The following is a 20,697-nucleotide window of genomic DNA, read 5'->3' on the forward strand; positions in this document are numbered from 1 at the left end:
CGTCCCTCCTCCACCCAATCAAATATAGCAAGATTTTTGAGAAATGGTATAATACCCACTAGCTCTCTGGAATAAAATTAAGCCATTGCTTCACTAAAACTAGCTTGAAGGACGAAAATGAAACGAAAAAGAAAAAAACACTTATTAGAAATAGTTCTAGCTTTTTTATCAATCAGTTTAATTGCCTGTCAACCCACCATCCAATCTAATCCTGAATCAACAGACAAAACGATGCCGGGTAAAGGGGTAAGAGTAAGCTCTGGCTCTAGTATCTCAACCTATGCAGTATTTTTAACAGAAATTATTAATGTTGGTCTAGAAAAACTTGGTTATCAAACTGAAGCCGTCAAACAGCTCAGTGTTCCCATAGTGCATATTTCTGTCAGTAACGGAGACTTAGATTTCTACACCAATCATTGGGAAAAACTCCAAAATAAATTTTTTATAGAAAACGGAGGCGAAGATAAATTCCAGCGGGTGGGAATTATTGTTGACAATGCTTTGCAAGGGTATCAAATTGACAAAAAAACCGCCGATCAATATAAAATCACTAGCTTAGACCAACTTAAAGATCCCAAAATTGCCAAACTTTTTGACTCAGATGGTGATGGAAAAGCTAACTTAGCAGGTTGTAATCCTGGATGGGGTTGTGAATTAGTGATTGAGCATCACTTAGATGTCTATGGACTGAGGGATACGGTTGAACACGATCAAGGTAATTATGATATTTTGTTGGCAGATGTAGTAGCTCGCAACCGACTAGAAAAACCTATTCTCTATTATACTTACACTCCTCACTGGGCACCTGCAGTGTTAGAACCTGGTAAGGATGCAATCTGGATAGAAGTTCCTTTCACTTCTCTACCAGAAGAACAGGGAGAAGCTTCAGAACAAGAAACTATGCTAGATGGAAAAAATCTAGGTATTGCGGTTGATAGAGTGCGGATAGTAGCAAACAATAAATTTTTGCAAGCTAATCCAGCAGCTAAACGTCTGTTTGAGCTGGTTTCAATTCCTATTGAAGATGTTAACGCTCAACAAAAACTCGTACAAGATGGTGAAAGTAACTCAGAAGATCTCCGTCGCCATGCAGAGGAGTGGGTCAAGAAAAATCAAGATAAGTTTGATGGTTGGGTAGAAGAAGCAAGAAAGACAGGAACAAATTTGTCAGAGAATTGATGTTTTTTTTTAACCTTTGTCATATAATCCACCATAGTATAACAAATTTAGTTTAAAGGATTTCCAGCCACTCATTTGTAACATTATCACGACTTACGCAAAGAGACTATATATAGCGCTTACTAATTTAGGCGATCGCTAACGTAGAGCTTCCGCTTTTCATGTCACGTTTTCCGTTCCGGAATGCTCCGCAAACATGGCGGCGACAGCAGAAAAGCGAAACGCTTAATTTTTTATAGCGATCGCCTTCCACGCATACCCTATGTTGCTTACCACTATCCTGACAGCGGACAATCTCTATTTTTTGAGAGGCATTGCTGAATAAATGTTTGATTGGCTATGAGTCAGAAGTCAGTCATCAGAATTCAGTAGGTAGAAAAGAGTTTTTCGGTAACTTCTGATAGAAGAAATAGGTATAATTTGCATTATATGTTTTGGCTTAAAATTTACCAAAAGTTTAATTTCATACCGTGTTTCATCAACGCTTTTTAATATAATTTTTTATTAATAACTGTATCATCAAAAATTAAATAACTATCTTCAGTTGTTGCAATTTCAGACTGTACATTTTGCCACACAATTTCTGTCTCGTCTTTCAACATTCTTCAAATACCGATTAATTTGATTGTGGCCAACTTTTTCCAGATTGTCCGCAAGATTTGTGAGAGTGTAATTTTTCTCACTACTTATTAAATACTCACAATATTTTATATAATTAAAGCCCATTTGGCCAATGGAAAAATCTCAAATCAATTAGCTTCATTTTATGATATGGTATTAAATTTATTTGTCTAAAATCATACTGTGTATAGCTTTGAGATTTTTAAAATTTATGGTTTATACCTTTATTTCAGGTCTCTGATAAACACCGTTATAATACCCACTAGCTCTGTGGAATACAATTAAGCCATTGCTTGACTAAAACTAACTTAAAGGACGAAAATGAAACGAAAAAGAAAAAAATACTTCTTAGAAATAGTTCTAGCTTTTTTGTCAATTAGTTTTTTAATTGCCTGTCAACCTACTATTCAATCTAATCCTGAATCAACAGACAAAACGATGCCGGGTCAAGGGGTAAGAGTAAGTTCTGGCTCTAGTATCACAACCTATGCAGCATTTTTAACAGAAATTATTAATGTTGGTCTAGAAAAACTTGGTTATCAAACTGAAGCCGTCAAACAGCTCAGTGTTCCCATAGTGCATATTTCTGTCAGTAACGGAGACTTAGATTTCTACACCAATCATTGGGAAAAACTCCAAAATAAATTTTTTATAGAAAACGGAGGCGAAGATAAATTCCAGCGGGTGGGAATTATTGTTGACAATGCTTTGCAAGGGTATCAAATTGACAAAAAAACCGCCGATCAATATAAAATCACTAGCTTAGACCAACTTAAAGATCCCAAAATTGCCAAACTTTTTGACTCAGATGGTGATGGAAAAGCTAACTTAGCAGGTTGTAATCCTGGATGGGGTTGTGAATTAGTGATTGAGCATCACTTAGATGTCTATGGACTGAGGGATACGGTTGAACACGATCAAGGTAATTATGATATTTTGTTGGCAGATGTAGTAGCTCGCAACCGACTAGAAAAACCTATTCTCTATTATACTTACACTCCTCACTGGGCACCTGCAGTGTTAGAACCTGGTAAGGATGCAATCTGGATAGAAGTTCCTTTCACTTCTCTACCAGAAGAACAGGGAGAAGCTTCAGAACAAGAAACTATGCTAGATGGAAAAAATCTAGGTATTGCGGTTGATAGAGTGCGGATAGTAGCAAACAATAAATTTTTGCAAGCTAATCCAGCAGCTAAACGTCTGTTTGAGCTGGTTTCAATTCCTATTGAAGATGTTAACGCTCAACAAAAACTCGTACAAGATGGTGAAAGTAACTCAGAAGATCTCCGTCGCCATGCAGAGGAGTGGGTCAAGAAAAATCAAGATAAGTTTGATGGTTGGGTAGAAGAAGCAAGAAAGACAGGAACAAATTTGTCAGAGAATTGATGTTTTTTTTAACTTTTGTAATATAATCCACCATAGTATAACAAATTTAGTTTAGATGAAAATTATTCAGAAAGATAGAGATGGTTTGCAATGCTTTATTGGGTTAGACAGACCAACCCTGAATCAGCCCAGTAACGGTGGATTGAGGGTCAAAACTTATAAATCTCAGACACTTGCTTGGGAGGACTGTAGAAATTTGTCCCTCGTTATGACCCATAAACATCGTCTGTACAATACAGGTTTTAGCGGTGGTAAAATTGTTGTAGCGATGGCCGATTGTCAAGCCTGCAAGAAAGATCTATTGAGTTTTATCGGTTCTATGCTGAATGATCTTAACGGTTTGATGTACACTGGTTGTGACTTAAATACTTCCTTGGAGGACATGGAATATCTCAGAAACCACTGTCCTTATATTCTGGCATCTCTAGATTCTCAAGTTGACCCGAGTATTGCCACAGCTTATGGTGTAGTGGGTAGTATTCAAGGTATTTTTGGAAAAAATCTTGAGGGATTAGTTTTTCTGGTTCATGGTTCGGGAAAGGTGGGTAAAGCTACTGCTCTAGCTCTCCAAAAACTGGGAGCAAGTATTATGACTTATGACATTGTAGCCGAACGAGCCGATCTTCCGAATTGCAAGAATATCTCACAGGATCATAACTGGTGGGATATTCCCTGTGATGCATTAGTTCCTTGTTCCATCAGTGGTCTAATTACACCAGAGATTGCCGATTCCTTGCAGTGTCAATATATTGTTGGCTCTGCTAATGTTCCCCTGAGTGAACCTTCTGTACTCGATATTTTACAGGCAAAATCCATCACTTTTATTCCGGAATCAATTAGTAGTGCTGGAGCTGTTATTTGCGACTCAATCGAATTTTATTCCCCATTAATCTTCAAGCAAGTAGATCCCCGATATATTTATGCATTTGTTCTAGGAGTGATTGAACAAAAAGTAAAGTTATTTTTGGCCGAGCTAACCAATAGCGAAAAATCCTACGAACAAGTTATATCAACCCTGATTTCAGCAGCAGATAAACAACCCAGAGTGGGATGTCAAATGCCAGATTTTTTAGAGAAAAATTAAACCCAAAAGCTGGAAAAAAATCATCATCATTGGAGAATATCTGACATGGCAATTTATATGGCATCTGACTACTCACTCAACACACTTGGAGCAAAACTTTGTCTCGAAGCTGCTGGGGATTTAGTCGCAAAAGCAATCCAATCCATCCAAAACAGTTCACAAGTAAGACTAGCTGATTACGGTATTGCAGATGGCGGTACTACCCAAGGATTATGGCAGCAAATTATTGCTACTGTCAAAAAACAAAATAACGGGGTTTTTGTTGAAGCAATCTTTAGTGATTTACCCAGTAATGACTTTAATGCTCTAGGTAAAACTTCATCCTTTTTAATGCAGGGCGATCAAAATCTAGTCGTTTCAATGGTTCCACGCTCATTTTATGAACCTGTGTGTCCTCCCAATAGTCTAGACTTTGGCTTCTCTTCCACAGCCATGCACTGGCTAAGTAAACTGCCTAAACATTTGAATTACCATACCCATATTAATGCTTGTGAGCAAGGGGAAGATAAAGCCATTTTTCAAGCCCAATCTCAGCTTGACTGGACTACTATTCTCCTAGCTAGAGCAAAAGAACTCAAATCTGGAGGTCAAATCGTAACCGCTAACTTATCCACAGACGAAAAAGGGCGGTATCTAGGCAACAACCAGGTAGACTTGAATATGCACGATATTCTACACGAAATTTGGAAGCAAATGCAGATTGAGGGGTTGATTCAACCCGAAGAGTATGTTGGTGCTACATTCCAAAATTATTACCGAACAGAAGCCGAGTTTGCAGCGTGTCTTGAAGAGCCTGAAAGTGAAGTCTATCAAGCAGGGTTACGATTAGGAGATATCAGAACTATGCAGATTCCCTGTCCTTATCGGTCTCAGTACGAAGACGATCAGGATACAGAGAAATTTGCCCAAGGTCTCACCCAAACAATTCGCTCTTGGAGTGAACATACCTTCAGAAATGCTCTAACTAATCGATCTAATAAAGATGTTTTAGATATTGTCAACCAATTTTACGCAAGATTTACCGCTAGAGTTAGAGAAAATCCTGGTCAGTTTTCGATGGATTATACACACACCCATTTACGCATTTACAAAGAATAAGCAAAACAACGATGCTTAAGGCTTTATCGCCTCATAGCATCCTATTCAATAGTTAATAATTATTGCTCTGCTGATTAAATCTAAAAGCATTGACAGATAAAGGTTTTGAGATTTAATCAGCCCACCCTAACTATTGGACAATAGATGAATAGAACATCAATAATCGCGAAACAGAGCGATCGCGTTTCATCCGCGTAGCAAAGCGGAACGGATGTTCTATTGCAAATCAGCCAACCCTAACTAGGGTTTGCTGAAAAAGGAGTAGGGGAGGAGTAATTTTTTGGCTATACTCAGCAGCGAAAATACTAACTTTTTGATTTTTCGGGAACCGTGCATTAAGAGCTGAAACAAGCGTACTTTTTACCGACTTAAAAAGGCTAAAACCTTTATCTGTAAATACTTTGAGATTTAATCAGCCCACCCTAACTATTGGACAATAGATGAATAGAACATCAATAATCGCGGAACAGAGCAATTAAGCAGTCGCACTTGCTCCGCGTAAATTGTGCGCACAAAAGCGGAATGTGGGTTCTGATATATTCTTTTTTTCACCACCAGGACTTACGCAGAGCCACTATATCTAGTAAGGGCGAATGCCAGAAAGCCCCTACAGATGGTGTGTAATTTGATTTTTTGCGTAAGTCCTGACCACTTGTCCCTCCTGACTCCTGACTTCTGACTCCTCCCTAATTATTTATAACTGTTCATCCGGAGATGACATAACACACTCCCGACTAGCACTGAGGGGAGATAAATCAAAAGAGGGGGTCCGATCTAAAACTAACTCAGCCAGCAACTTGCCTAAAAGTGGTGTAAACTTAAACGCTTGACCCGAACCACCTGTAAAAAGACTAATTTGTGGATATCCGGGAAGCTTATCCAGTACAAATAAAGTATCTTTTGTCATCGTGTATGGACTAAAATACAGACCAACACACTCTTTAATTCCATCCCAATTATTACGAAGGAATTGATCGAGTAATTGCACAAGCTCTGAATTTGGTTCTCTGACAAACGTACTCATGGTTTTGGTACGCAATTCAGGTGGACACCAATCAATCCCAACTTTGATGAGTGATGTTTCGGGAGTGTGACAAGGGAATCCGTAGTAGAGTCCACCATCGTTAGTATCTGGCTTTTCTTGCTGAAAACAAAACCATTGTGGAAACTGCTCTCGTAAAGTCTCTTCCACTCGATAGTGTCCCCATAGCATCGGCCAAATTTCTAGATTGAGGGGAGTTGTAAATAGGCTGAGTAAATCATTAGTCCAAGCTCCAGCAGTCAAAACAACTTGATTGGCTAAAAATGTATTTCCCGATCGTGTTTTGATTTCAACCGTGCTACTAGGAGTGCAGTTGAGACTAACAGTTTCTTGCCCTGTGTGGATAGATACGCCATTGGTTTCTGCTTGAGAGCGAAATACCTCAATCGCTCGTGTAGACCAAACCATACCCGCAGTGCTTTCAAACAAACCCACAAAATCCGGTTTAGGTCGCATTGGCCAACGTTCTTGGAGTTGTTGCGCATTTAAGGCTTCAAATGGAATTCCTTTCTTTTCCATCACTCGGCGAGCGCCTGGAATACTACCTTCTATTGTTTCTTCATCCCAAGCTTCGCCGTAGAAGAGCAAGCCATTTTGTCTCAGTAATTGACAATCATGTTGAGTTTCAAGGGTTTTCCACTCTTTCAAGCTTTCCTCTTGCAATTCTGACAGATATTCATTAGAATACATTCGGCGATACATCCGTTCATCGCCATAGGAACTGTTGTTGGGATTAGGGATAGAGTCTTTCTCTAACAATATAATTTGTAGATTTTGTTTCTGGCTAAGGTAATAAGCTGTTGCCAGACCCGCAATACCACCACCAATAATAACTACATCTGCATTGAAATATGCTGTTGTTTCTGCCATTAAGTTTCTACCTGAATTCTGAACGTCCGGTAGTATTATAAATTATACGATAGGGCATCGCCATATCTGGTTACTTAATATTGATATTATAACAGAAGAAAAAAGTAAGAGGGAAGAAGGAAGAAGGAAAAATATAGAGTAGATAAATTGCAGAAAACTTGATACATGATTTAGGAGGATAAGTGACTGGAAAATTTAATCAGACTGGTCAAAGGGAAATAGATATTTTTCTCAAAAGCTAGGAAAAAAATTTTTTGAGTCTAACTAAAGTTCCCTATCATAAAAATTTAGTAAAATTAAGTAATATCAACTTAAAAAAAAGAAAAAAATAATATGGTAAATTTTAATCCACTGCTCATGGGGACAAAACAAGCAATAATTCCCAAAATATTTAGCAAAATTATCGGCTCATCAACTTTAGGATTAATGATATTTTTAGGAGTAATAACTACCATTTCCCCTGATGCAATGTCACATGATGTAATGTCGCAAAATAATGAAGATAATAATCAACTTCAAAAGGATTCTGAGTCAACACAAAAAGATTTATTTATTGCTTATCCTTCAGCCAATCACAAAACTACTTCAGACCGAATTTTCTTCATTGGTACAGCTTCTCCAGAAGCGGAAGTTACTGTTAATGGAAAACCAATTAATGAGCGTAGTAAATCTGGTCATTTTGCTCCTAGTTTTCCATTACAAATAGGGGAAAATATATTTACTTTTCGCCATCAAAATGAAGAGATTATTTTAAAAATAACACGCAATTCAAATCAACCAGCTTTACCAGTAGGAATAGCTTTTGGTCAAGACTCTTTGACTCCAGCAAAAGATATTTCCAGAATGCCAGGAGAATTAATTTGTTTTCAGGCGATCGCTCCTCCAAATGCTAATATTTCTGTTTTATTAGCTGCCCAAACTATTCCTTTACTTTCTCAGTCTCAAGTAGTAAATTTACCAGGAAATTTGGCAGTATTAACAGGAGATAATCAACCTGTTCCCTCTGTGGGAGAATATTATCAAGGTTGTGCGAAAGCAGAGAAACCAGGAGAATTAGGTCAACCTGAATTTAAACTAAGTCTCAGGGGTAAAACGGTGACTCAAAAAGCACCAGGAAAAGTGACTATTCTTTCTGCGACTACATTTGAGGTGGCGGAGGTGACAGTAGAAGAGGGAGTTGCTAGAACCGGACCAAGTACCACTTATTCCCGCTTGACACCTCTACCAAAAGGTACTAAAGCTTTGATTACAGGAAGGGAGGGAGACTATTTAAGACTTGACTATGGTGGATGGATCAAAGCAAATGAGACTAAGATATCTACAGATGCAGCACCACCCCGTTCAGTAATTAGGAGTGCTATTTCTCGTCAAGTTCAAGGTGCAACAGAAATCAAATTTCCTTTGCAAGTACCGGTGCCAATAACAGTTGAACAGGGCGATCGCTATTTAACTTTAACTCTGCATAATACTACGGCTCAAACTGATACTATTCGTCTGGATGATGACCCTTTAATTGAGCGATTAGACTGGCACCCAATTCTAACTTCAACAGTGGAAAATGAACAGGCAGTTAGATATAAATTTTATTTAAAAACAGACCAACAATGGGGTTATAAATTAAAGTATGATGGTACAACTTTACTATTAACTTTGCGACATCCTCCGGCAGTACAAAGTGGTATTGTTTCTAGATATAAACCTTTAACTGGAATGAACATTTTAATTGATGCCGGACATGGAAGTGAGAATGATTTAGGAGCAACAAGTCCGACTGGTTATCCTGAAAAAAATGTGACATTAATTGTGTCAAAGCTATTACAGGATGAATTAATTGAACGGGGAGCTAGGGTGTATATGACAAGAAAAGCAGAGGAGGATTTATATCCTAAAGACCGTGTAGAAATGATTAATCAACAAGTGCCAGATTTAGCACTTTCTGTTCATTATAATGCTTTACCTGATTATGGAGATGCCCTAAAAACTCAAGGAATTGGTACTTTTTGGTATCATCCTCAAGCTCATAGTTTGGCAGTATTTTTACATAATTATTTAGTAGAAAAATTAGACCGACCTTCCTATGGAGTATTTTGGAATAATTTAGCTTTAACTCGTCCGGCGATAGCTCCTTCTGTTTTATTGGAATTAGGGTTTATGATTAATCCTTATGAGTTTGAATGGATTATGAATTCCCAGGAACAAGAGAAGTTAGCAAAAGTATTAGCAGATGGAATTGTGGAGTGGGTAAAAAGTTCTGAATAGTAAGGAAGAAGAAGGCTTTAGTTATCTAGGAGAGAAGGAGGAAGGGTGAGAATGTCCTGTGATATCAAATCCGGTAGTATCAGTAGAAAAAAGCAGAGAAACCTGGTTTGTCGGACATTTTCAGACAATACTAACATTGATCTCCCACAAACCCGGTTTCTTGTTACTCCGATTTTTCGGGAACCGTAGCAAGGTGATTTGATATGATACCAAATCTGGTTATAAAAAGCTAGTTTTTCCAAATCCTTCTAACCCTTCTGCCTTACAGCAGTTTTCATTTCAGTAGACCACAGTAGGGACGTTTTGCTGCGCAACATGGAAAGCGGAGTATTCCGGAACGGAAAACGCATTTTTGCCTGTGCAACGTCCCTACAGGGTTTTGGTTACGGCGATGTGGTTCATCAATTTGAAAAGCGCTGTAACCTATAAATCTCATATCTATAGCAACAGCCAGGGCGATTAGGATATAGACTGATGATGAATCAAAGACCACGGAAACACTTTTCCAACTGTTCCCTGTTCCCTGTTCCCTGTTCCCTGCTATAAATTAGATTTTTTCCCAATACTGATGGTAGAAACTACAAACTCCAAAGTAAGCATATTTGATATATTTTAGATAATTTCTAGGGTCATTTCAGTTAGCCTCCTATGGTCGTAACTGCGCAATTCAGTTAGCCTCCTATGGTCGTAACTGCGCAATTCAGTTATCAGTTATCATATAAAATCCGGATAATTACTATAGCCTGCGTCCGCAGCGACTGGAACGGAGTGGAAGGTTTCGCTTTTCGGCTGTCGCCGACATAAAACGCTGCGCGACATGGAAAGCGGAGCATTCCGGAACGGATAGCAATCTCAAGGGGTTAGGAGATTGCTTTCTCTCGTCGCAATGACCACTGTTCAACCGGATTCTATATCAGTACCTCTGGCTGTTTGCGCAGCATTCCGCAGGAAATCCCAGAGGCTTGAAATAATAAACCAAATATTTTTTTCATCCCCTTAAAAGGAGAGGCTTTATACCTTGATTTTTCGGTAAAATCTTACAACCTATTTGGAATTGCTATATCTTTTTTGTATTGTTTAAAATTTCTTTCTATTTCATTTTATTTAAACATTAAAGTAATCAACCGTTTATTTAAAATTGTTTGTTGTAAAAATCTAGGAGTATTGCACCATTCTCCGAAGGCAGGTAAAGCAACTTGCATCAAAAAATCACGCCATTTACGAGTAATAATTTTGGGGTGAATATTTAAGCTGCTTTTATAACCATTACTCACTAATTTTTGTCTAAGATTAATATCTGCTTTTAACCGCTTAATAGCTAATAATAAATCTTCTAAATTATTCACCTCTAAATAATCAACATCTATCTGACCTTCAGCTTGATAAGCTGACTCACAACCCAATATAGCTGGCACTCCAGCTAACCAAGCATTAAAAAGTTGAGTCGCTGGTTGATTGTGATAATCTGGTATATTTTTAAAACTTCTGACTGCTACAACTGCATCAATTTCTTGATAATTACTCCAGCGATTTTTGATGTGCAAATAATCTGACCAATGATAACTATGTACAACAGGATACCAGTGTAAACCTAACTCATTTAATTGTTTTTCCCAAGTCGGTTGAAACAGTTCAGGAGCTAGATTTTCTTGATAACCAAAAAAAGCAATATTTTCAAAGCGATCGCCTCGTAAAGGGTCACGGGGAATTAACCCTGGTTGTGGCCAGTGAGGCAGATAATAACTGTCTTTTAGTTTCTGCACTTCTGTGGGATTTTGTACTATATGAAGTTGAGCATAACCATAATACTTTGATTCAGCTTTGAGGAAAATAAATAGTTGATTTTTTCCTGGTTTAATTGGTGTTTTATGAGCTTCTAGGGCTTGATGATGAAAAATAATTATTCCTTCAGATGGCAGTTCACTAACTAATTTACAAGGAAAACCATCAGCTTGTAAACGCAAATAAGTTTGAAAAGTCCAGGCATAAATTCCTAAATTAAATCCAATCCATTCTTCCTCAACATTAGTAGGAGTTACTGCAGGAAAATAACATTTTGGAATATAGAAATTAACTATTGGTAATACCATAATTCTGCAAAAACTGCCAAAATATTATCCTGGCTCAATCAATTAACACTTCATTTATTTTATCAAAGTTCATCAAGAAAAACTTAAATATACCTACAGTTTTTTTGAGGGTAACTTAGAATAAGTTTGTCTGGTACTTGTGGATAATTGTACACCCTATTAGCAATAAATTCAATAGGTGATATGGAAGTCATATTTGAGTTGTGAATAAAATATTTTGGAATTTGAAAACAGGGAACAGGGAACGGTTAACTGGGATAATAGTTTCAGAGCTTTTCTGTATTTTTTGATTTTTGACAAGTTGTTGCCGATGCTATAGTTCTGAATAGAGCTATTTTTCTACAGAACTTTGTAGGATGGTCAAGTACAGTTTAATACTAATTTCTATTCCCTATTCCCTATTCCTAATAATTTGTACAGTAACTTTTTCAATAGAGCAATTCTCTGCATAGTTGTAATATTTTGATAGTAGAGGCGAATTCGTTCCGAATTCGCCCGTACAAGAGCCATAATTTTAAAACACAAATATTCAAATTCTCAAGCGCAGGGTTAATTTTTTAGTCTTATTTTGTTTAATTAAATGCCACAGAAGTAGTTATTTGTTATTCATGGAGGAATTTACTATCAAAAAAGTAGTGTTTAACTTTGACGCTATAAATATCTATAAGTTGCTTAATATTTTTTGATAACTCCTCATATTTATGTGCTTATACCAATTTGAACAAATAATGTTATCAACAATATAATTATTGTAGAAGTAGGAAGTACCAATAGTGACAATTCCTGACTACTATAATTCTCTGATAAGTTGCCTCCCCTGCCAATAGTATCATGTCTGGTTAAATAGTTAATTAAAGCTTGTATTAGGGCTAAAGCCCCAAGCATAGATAGGGCTGAGAGCTTGACTACAAACAAAAACTTTTTTATCACTTATTATCCGGACATCATAATAACTTCTCAATTTGACCAGATTCACGAGGTCTCAAGCCTCCCTATTCCATTAAGGTACTGTTAACGCAGTTCCTCCGACAGGAGGCTAACTGAAATGGCTACTCCCCTACCTAAGAATTTGTAGTAAAAATTTATCCAATTGAAATTATACTTATTCTTATTGATTGTTTGATATTTCTGGTTAATGGAAATAAATCATATCTTAACTCTAAATAATCATAGTTATGAACCAAAGTGACATTTTAATGTCTGAGTAGCTCAATAACATAACCTAACCTGTGTTTAATTAAGTTGATGGCCTTGACAAAAATCAAAAAATAGTATAAAAACAAAATTATAACTACATAGCATTATTAACAATATTTTTTGGTATGCTAATTAACCGGAATTGACCTAACTGCTTAAGAATAGTTAGGTTAAGATATCTATGATATTTATCAGGAAAATTATTAAATATTTGCCAAAATCTTTAGAGTAAAATTGCTAAAGATTAAGAATTGTAAAAATAGTAAAAATTGCGGGGTTAGAGTGATGAAGATTCTAGTATTAAGTTGGGAGTTTCCACCAAGAATTATAGGAGGAATAGCACGTCATGTTGCAGAATTATACCCAGAATTGGTGAAATTAGGACATGAAATTCATTTAGTCACAGTCAAATCTGGCGAAGCACCAATGTATGAAATTGTGGATGGAATAGAAGTCCATAGAGTTCCAGTTGGACCAAGCCACAACTTCTTTCATTGGATAGCAAATATGAATGAAGCGATGGGTCGTCATGGGGGAAAACTAATCACAGAGGATAAAAATTTTGATATAATTCATGCTCATGATTGGCTAGTTGCAGATGCAGCAATCGCTCTTAAACATATCTTTAGATTACCACTAATCGCTACTATTCATGCCACAGAAAATGGTCGCCATAACGGTATTCATAATCATAGCCAACAGTACATTCATGAAAAAGAAAAAGAGCTAGTTTATAATGCTTGGAGAGTCATTGTTTGTTCTAACTATATGCGAGGAGATGTGACACGAACCTTAGACAGTCCTTGGGATAAAATAGATGTAATTTATAATGGAATTTGTCCTGAAAAAAAACCAAGTCGAGATGAATTTGATTCTGTACATTTCCGTCGGCATTTTGCAGCAGATGAAGAAAAAATTGTCTACTATTTAGGCAGAATGACCCCAGAAAAAGGCTTGTCAGTGCTAATTCATGCTGCACCAAAAGTAATTGAAGAAATGGGAAGTAAGGTGAAATTTATTATGATTGGTGGTGGCAAAACAGATCATTGGAAACAAGAAGTCTGGAATTTAGGAATTTCTGAAAGATTCTATTTCACCGGGTTTATGTCAGAGGAAAATTTACATAAATTCCAAGCGATCGCTGACTGTGCAGTATTTCCGAGTCTTTATGAACCTTTTGGTATTGTTGCCCTCGAAAGTTTTGCAGCAAAAGTACCAGTAGTGGTTTCAGATACAGGTGGTTTGCCAGAAGTAGTTGAACATGGTAGAACAGGTATTGTTAGCAAAGTTGGTAATCCTAATTCCCTAGCATGGGGTATTATTGAGGCATTAAGAGACCCTAATTATGTGCAAAAATTGGTGAATAATGCTTATCAGGAATTAGAGCATAAATTTTCTTGGGATAGGATAGCAAAACAAACAGATGGAGTGTATCAGAGAGTAGTAGCAGAAAGGTTACAGGTGGTTTGGTAATAAATTCTCTGATTTAACAGAGGAGTCAGGAGTCGTAGGGGCGTTTGCGGAGCATTCCGGAACGGAAATGGCCATGTGCTAACGCAAAGCTCCGCTTTATATGTCGCTCCGCGTTTTTCATGTCGGCTCTTAGCCGTTAGCGGAGCTTTGCGCTAGCAAAACGGAGTTGTGCGATAGCAAAACGCCCGTACAGGAGTCAGGAGTCAGGAGGGAAGAGGAGAAAGTTTGTCAATTTAACAGAGGAGTCAGGAGTCAAATGTTATAAGAAACCGGGTTTATAGGAGGTAAATGTGAGTATGGTGGGAAATCTAATACAAACCCGGTTTCTATACTTTTTTATGGCGGTTTTTGTAGGGAGGTTTCATGGAACGTCCCTACAAGGTTTTGATTGTGGTGTGAAGTCATCAGGACTTAGGCAAAAAATGAAGTTACACACCATTTGTAGGGCTTAATGGTCATTATCCCTTACTAGATATAGTAGCTCTGCGTAAGTCCTGGTCATATATCTCACAAGTAAAAGCGCTATAAAACTGACAAACAAAAGGTTCAATAACTTTTGACTTTTACTTGTTTGATGCAAAAATTAGAACACTACTAAATTCTGGAACTCAGTTAGAGATTACTTTTGACTTTTGACTTCTACTTGCTTGACGCAAAGATTTAATAGTAGCGATCGCCTGTTCTGCTACTATATCTATTTCTTCCACAGTATTAAACCGCCCAATACCAAAACGCACAGAAGCATAAGCTAACTTTTCAGAACGCCCTAAAGCTTGCAAAACATGGGAAGGCGCAACTTTAGCAGAAGTACAAGCAGAACCAGAAGAAACCGCTACTACACTTTGCAACCCCAACAATAACGCTTGCCCATCCACACCCTCCACACTAATATTCAAATTTCCAGGCAAACGCTGAGTCGGATGTCCGTTGAGAAAAATATTTTCCAATGTTTGCAGCTTTTCCCATAACTGTTGTCGTAAACTGCTTAACTTTTTTGCTTCCGACTCCATTTCTGCTAACGCAACTTCCACCGCTTTACCAAAACCAACTATTTGAGGCGTACACAAAGTACCGGAACGCATTCCTCGTTCGTGTCCTCCCCCATGTATTTGAGGCGCTAACTTTACTCTGGGATGACGACGACGCACATAAATAGCACCAATACCTTTTGGTCCGTAAATTTTATGGGCAGTTAATGACATTAGGTCGATATTCATTTCCTGTACATCTAAAGGAATTTTACCAATAGCTTGTGCAGCATCAGTATGGAAAATAATGGAATTTTCTTTACACATTTCTCCTATTTTTGCCAAAGGTTGTAAGACTCCAATTTCATTATTTGCTGCCATAACAGATATGAGAATTGTATCCTCGCGCAAAGCTGTTTCTAGGGAAGTTAAATCGATAATTCCATCTGTATTTACGGGCAAATAAGTAACTTCAAATCCCAAATTTTGTAAATATGCACAAGGGTCGAGAACGGCATTATGTTCGGTGGCGACTGTAATAATATGTTTGCCTTTATCGAAGTAAGCTTCAGCTACTCCTTTGATAGCTAAATTATTTGCTTCTGTCGCGCCACTCGTAAAAATAATTTCTTCAGGAGTAGCATTAATAGAAGTAGCTAAAATTTCTCTAGCTTTTTTCACTGCTGCTTCTGCTTCCCAACCATATTGATGAGTGATACTAGCGGGGTTGCCAAAATGTTCCGTGAAGTAAGGCAACATTGTTTTTAATACTCGTTCATCCAGAGGGGTAGTAGCATTGCAGTCGAGATAAATAGGACGTTTTAACATGGTGATTAACTAATAATTTTATCTAATTTTTTTAAGAGTAGGGAGCAGGGAAATTAAGATATCTTTACTTGATGCCTAAAATTGTCAAAAATCTTCTTTCTTGCTCTCAAAAAGAAGTTTAGTTAGGGTTTTGAGGAAATCCTGGTATTCTTCTGAAATCATAAACTATCCTTTGTTCATAAAAATCTAGGGTGTTTATAGGAAGAAGATCCTTACCATAGCACCTATCACCAACCATCTTTTTTTCTAAATATTTTAATGGAGATTCTATTGCCTCATATTCTTCTTTTTTTGCATTTTTCATTGCCTCCTTTGCTTCCTCCTTTTCCTTCTTTGCTGTATCTATTTTCTGACAATATTCTTCCGTTCTCATTATTGCCTCATATTCTTCTTTTTTTTCATTTTTCATTGCCTCCTTTGCATTTTTCATTGCCTCCTCTGCTTCCTTCATTTCCTTCTCTGCTGTATCTATTTTCTGAGGATATTCTGTTTTTTTTGCATTTTTCATTGCCTCCTGTACTTTCTTCATTTCATTTTTCTTGTCAATATATTTCTGAGACGATGTTTTTTCCATAAATTGAGAAAGGCGATAAAAACATAAAGATTTCATCTCTTTTACTTTGTCTGGGGCCTTGTCTTCAAATTTTAGCTCGTCTTCATTAAATTCCCCCTGTACTTCGTCTGTATTAAGCTCTCTACCTATTATTGGTACAGCACCATTAAATGAAGAGATTTTAAAATGTTCTTTAGCAAGGTTTAGCTTATTTTTGAATGATGGTTTATTCTGAATATCTTTACTATCTTTAATATTTTTCAAAAAGAGCAACTCATATAATCCATAATTAAATTTAAGTGTCTCGATACTTTTAAGATATTTTAATCGTAGTTCAAGTAATTTTTCTCCAAATAATTTTTCCAATTGTTGTTCCAATTGTTGTTCTAATTCTTGTTCTAATTTTTCTCCAAATAATTTTTCCAATTGTTGTTCTGATTGTTGTTCTAAGTCTGGTTCTAATTTTTGTTCAGATAATTTTTCTAATACTTGTTTTGATTGTTGTTCTAATTCTTGTGAAAAGACTTTTTCTCCTTTTTCTTCATTTAAAATTTCTGACTCATAATTATATAAATCAAGATCATTATATTTAGATTTATATACACTAATATTAACTTCATATTTTAAGAGATTTTCAATCTCTTTAAAAATCTTTTTATTGTAACATTCATATTTTCTCTGATCAATAAGTTTAAGTTTTCTACAAAATAGTTCAGTTGTTCTATTTGAATAGATAGACTGCGATAAATCTAGTAAAAACTTAGCAGTCTTGTCTACTTTATCTCCTTGATCGGATTTATCTCCTTTATTAGAGGACTGACTATCTGTGTTTTTATTACTTGAGGACTGACTATCTGAAGTTACTTGAGAAATTGATGGGAAGTCATAGGATTTTAAAATAATAATTTTCGCCAAATTGTTTAAGTAGTCCATATAAAAAACGCTATTCTGATTAGTTTCTAGCAAAATAGCTTGTTGATAATATTTTTGAGCCTTGTCTAAATCTAATTTTTGATAATAAACTTGTCCTAACTTAAATAAAATCAAAGGGTGTTTTTCTTGAGTAAATGACAAAGAAAAGTATTGTGTAAATTTTTCTATTATGTTTTGCTCTTGGCTATTTTCAGGATTGAGGTAAGTTAATGCTTTTTGATACTGACTTTCGGCTTGTATGTATTTACCTTGTTTGAGTAATTTATCTCCTTTGTTTAATGCTGATCTACCCATAGAAGGTATATTAAAAATAAACAACCAAGCAATAAATATTAGCAAACATAAAGAAACTAGACTAACAGTTTCATCGTGCCATTTAGGATTAATACCAAACAAACTAAGAAAATTCTTGGAATGTTTTTTAATATTTCCAAAAAATGTGGCAGAAAAAACCAATACACCTATACTAGACAGGGAAATTTTAAAAATTTCAGTCAAGTCAAAACCAAAACTGCTAACAATATCTAAATTGCGAAAACTTATAACTACAATACAAAAAATACAAACTGATGTAACAATATTAGCAGGAATATTAAACAATATGTCTAATGGTTGAGTATAGAAATCTTTCCACCACCAATCTCTAAGATATGGATTCTTATGAATTTCCTGAGAATTTTGAGAATAATTTTTAACTCTAGTTATAATTTGTTGCTCTTTGATATTCTCTTTGAAATTTTCTTTGATATTTATAAATTTTTCATCTAATTTGTTAATCTCTTCAATTTCTTTCGGAGATGGATATTCAAGAAATTGCCATATATCCTCAACTTTATCTCTAGATTTAAGTGCCTGCAATAAATAATGTGAAAGTTCTATTTGAATTTATTCTTCTTTATTGTTTAAATATTTTTGATAGTAATCATTAACTTTTTGTAGATAAATTTCATAATCAGAAATAGCTTGCTGAAGTTCAATAATTCTATTTTTTGGCAATTGTTCAGACATAATAAAAATTATTATTTAGAATTGAATTAGGGCTAAATATTTATTTATATTGATAACACTAAATGGTATAATGCCAAATTCCACAAGGAACAAAAAATAGGGAAAATCTGCTTTCGCTCTTTAATTTCCCCCTATTGATAAAAAGTAGCTAACATCCCCAAAGATACACTTAATAAATTGACAACATACCCAAGAAAAAACCAGGATAAAAAAGCCAATTAAATATTTAAACCTTACTGGAATGTTAGCTAATCGCAGTAGAACCTGATATTAAAGTTGTTCGTAAAATCTTTCGAGATGAAAAACCCAACAGCTTTAGTTAATCCCTATTAAGCCGCCACATCATTATTATTAAATAACTCAAAAATCTGCCGACAAAAATATTTCACTTTAGCAGCAGATTCAGTTGTTGGTTGAGTATTACCCACAAAACGCCATCCACCCACCGTTGATAACTTCCATTGCTCCCCACGATGGTCATAACCAGCAACCTCAACTCCAATTGCCCGATGATAAGCCTCAATAGGGTCTTGATATAAACGAATTTGCACCAATAGACAACGACTTTCCAAAGACCGACTTCTACCAGGCAAATGAAAACCAATATCTATAGAATCTGGGTCAACTAACTCTAAAGTATCTGGATCATTCATCCAAGGTTTTAGATCGACCCTAACATCTGGAAATTGGGACTTAAATAAATTAACAATCGTAGCAATTTTACTAGCGACTTCAAAGTTTTTGGCCTGTTCTGCAGCATTCACTATAATTTATCCTCCTCAACGAGAAAATTCCAGATTATTAATTAATTAATTTAACTACAGATAAAAAACTGTGATTGTTTGGACAATTAATAATAACTTTAGATTCTCTACCAAAAAATTTAGCTCTATTAATAATTAATAATTAGAGATTGAATGTATCAGGAAATATAAAAAGGAGATAGGGAACAGGGAACAGGTATGGAGGGAACAGGTATGGAGGGAACAGGTATGGAGGTCCGAAGACATCAAGACAAATATTTGTCGCTATTAAATCTAGGAATATATGTACTGAATACTTCTCTATCTACCTTCTTTCAATCCCTTGAAGTATTACCGCTTTTAGATTTTAGTCACTTCGCGTGCTCTCTTAATAATTATTTTACTCTCCAGTCTCTGAATAATTAATAATTAATAATGGCTTTGTTCCATGAAAGTATATAGCTGTCGCACTTGCTTGTGCATATACTTCATAAGGCGCGGAAACTACTCTAACTATTGGACAATAGATGAAGAAAACATCAATATGAGACAGAAAAAGGCTGAAACCTTTACAGGTGAAAGTTTTGAGATTTAATCACCCCACCCTAACTATTGGACAATAGATGAAGAGAAAATCAATAATTGTGAAAGAGAGCGATATAGCTGCCGCACTTGCTCCGCGTAAATTGTGCGAACGAAAGCGGAATGGATGTTCTATAGCAATCCTCCGATCGGTTGTGGTATTTTGGTAGTAGTTAGGAGTCAGGAGTTAGGAGTCATAATTTTCAAGGTTTTCAGCTCTTTTTAACTATTTAGGATTGCTATATCGGTACTTTTCTGCAACAAAGCTATTAATAATTAATAATTACAGGACTTATATCATGTCCGGTAGCATCGGTATTGTATAGAACCCCTGAAGGTATTTATTTTTTTATACATGATGGGGGTGGGAAGTGTGGGAAGTGTGGGGAGGGTGGCGAGATGGAGGCATTTTTCTACCTTTTTCCCCTCTGAGTATTTCTTAATCTCCTGACTTCTGAGTCCTGAGTCCTGACTCCTGAGCCAAAAACTCGCAACTTTGCCAAGATACGCTTAGGGCTTCTATAGGGAAGGTAAGGAAGAAGGCTTTAGTTATCTAGGAGAGAAGGAAGAAAGCTTTAGTTATCTAGGAAAAAAGCTTTCAGAGAAGAAAAAACCTTAAATATGATAGATATTTCCCCAGCTTTTACACGCTCCTATACCAACGGACATGATATTACGCATGGGAACCCAGAAACCCGGTTTCTCCTAGAACCCACATTCCGCACGATAAAATGTAGTATGCAAAGATGGTAAAACTTGAATAAGTATTTAGACTCAAGAAAA

The 20,697-nt window shown here is 36.1% G+C and carries 12 protein-coding genes; 6 read left to right on the top strand and 6 right to left on the bottom strand.

The genetic code is table 11. The features are described from left to right. Window positions 1-117 precede the first annotated feature (117 nt). From proX (ACP6PK_RS21580) to ACP6PK_RS21595, 4 genes are all read left to right on the top strand, one after another. Window positions 118-1,179, top strand: coding sequence for a glycine betaine/L-proline ABC transporter substrate-binding protein ProX (proX, locus tag ACP6PK_RS21580; RefSeq protein WP_426562520.1), 1,062 nt, complete (start codon window positions 118-120; stop codon window positions 1,177-1,179). Window positions 1,180-2,121: 942 nt separating this feature from the next. After that, window positions 2,122-3,186: a glycine betaine/L-proline ABC transporter substrate-binding protein ProX gene (gene proX / locus ACP6PK_RS21585; protein WP_426562522.1), complete on the top strand. Its 1,065-nt coding sequence runs from the start codon at window positions 2,122-2,124 to the stop codon at window positions 3,184-3,186. Between the two features lie 55 nt (window positions 3,187-3,241). Further along, a complete protein-coding gene (locus ACP6PK_RS21590; RefSeq protein ID WP_426562524.1) occupies window positions 3,242-4,270 on the top strand; it encodes a Glu/Leu/Phe/Val dehydrogenase dimerization domain-containing protein in 1,029 nt (342 codons plus the stop codon). Between the two features lie 45 nt (window positions 4,271-4,315). Next, on the top strand, window positions 4,316-5,368 hold the full coding sequence (locus tag ACP6PK_RS21595) for a class I SAM-dependent methyltransferase (protein ID WP_426562526.1): 1,053 nt from the start codon (window positions 4,316-4,318) through the stop codon (window positions 5,366-5,368). A 694-nt stretch (window positions 5,369-6,062) separates the two neighbouring features. On the opposite strand, the gene ACP6PK_RS21600 is transcribed toward ACP6PK_RS21595, so the two are convergent. After that, window positions 6,063-7,280 carry an FAD-dependent oxidoreductase gene (locus ACP6PK_RS21600; protein WP_426562528.1) on the bottom strand — a complete coding sequence of 406 codons (1,218 nt, stop codon included), beginning with the start codon at window positions 7,278-7,280 and terminating at the stop codon, window positions 6,063-6,065. 483 nt (window positions 7,281-7,763) lie between these two features. Between ACP6PK_RS21600 and ACP6PK_RS21605 the strand changes: the two genes are divergently transcribed. Continuing rightward, window positions 7,764-9,539 (top strand): N-acetylmuramoyl-L-alanine amidase, encoded by a 1,776-nt coding sequence (locus ACP6PK_RS21605; protein ID WP_426562540.1) that lies wholly within the window; start codon window positions 7,764-7,766, stop codon window positions 9,537-9,539. A gap of 1,100 nt (window positions 9,540-10,639) precedes the next feature. Here the strand turns inward: ACP6PK_RS21605 and ACP6PK_RS21610 are convergent. Then, window positions 10,640-11,629 (bottom strand): hypothetical protein, encoded by a 990-nt coding sequence (locus ACP6PK_RS21610; RefSeq protein WP_426562530.1) that lies wholly within the window; start codon window positions 11,627-11,629, stop codon window positions 10,640-10,642. A 1,482-nt stretch (window positions 11,630-13,111) separates the two neighbouring features. On the opposite strand from ACP6PK_RS21610, the gene ACP6PK_RS21615 reads away from it, so the two are divergent. Next, on the top strand, window positions 13,112-14,299 hold the full coding sequence (locus ACP6PK_RS21615) for a glycosyltransferase family 4 protein (RefSeq protein ID WP_426562542.1): 1,188 nt from the start codon (window positions 13,112-13,114) through the stop codon (window positions 14,297-14,299). A gap of 608 nt (window positions 14,300-14,907) precedes the next feature. On the opposite strand, the gene ACP6PK_RS21620 is transcribed toward ACP6PK_RS21615, so the two are convergent. From ACP6PK_RS21620 to ACP6PK_RS21635, 4 genes are all read right to left on the bottom strand, one after another. Then, window positions 14,908-16,095 (bottom strand): IscS subfamily cysteine desulfurase, encoded by a 1,188-nt coding sequence (locus ACP6PK_RS21620; protein ID WP_426562532.1) that lies wholly within the window; start codon window positions 16,093-16,095, stop codon window positions 14,908-14,910. A gap of 118 nt (window positions 16,096-16,213) precedes the next feature. Continuing rightward, window positions 16,214-18,439, bottom strand: a complete 2,226-nt coding sequence (locus ACP6PK_RS21625; protein WP_426562534.1) for a tetratricopeptide repeat protein — start codon at window positions 18,437-18,439, stop codon at window positions 16,214-16,216. Between the two features lie 27 nt (window positions 18,440-18,466). Beyond that, on the bottom strand, window positions 18,467-18,589 hold the full coding sequence (locus ACP6PK_RS21630) for a hypothetical protein (protein WP_426562536.1): 123 nt from the start codon (window positions 18,587-18,589) through the stop codon (window positions 18,467-18,469). A 329-nt stretch (window positions 18,590-18,918) separates the two neighbouring features. After that, window positions 18,919-19,353 carry a type 2 periplasmic-binding domain-containing protein gene (locus tag ACP6PK_RS21635; RefSeq protein ID WP_426562538.1) on the bottom strand — a complete coding sequence of 145 codons (435 nt, stop codon included), beginning with the start codon at window positions 19,351-19,353 and terminating at the stop codon, window positions 18,919-18,921. Between the last annotated feature and the right edge of the window lie 1,344 nt (window positions 19,354-20,697).

The organism is Dapis hubbardiae BLCC-M172 (assembly GCF_050016015.1).
Taxonomy (GTDB): domain Bacteria; phylum Cyanobacteriota; class Cyanobacteriia; order Cyanobacteriales; family Microcoleaceae; genus Trichodesmium.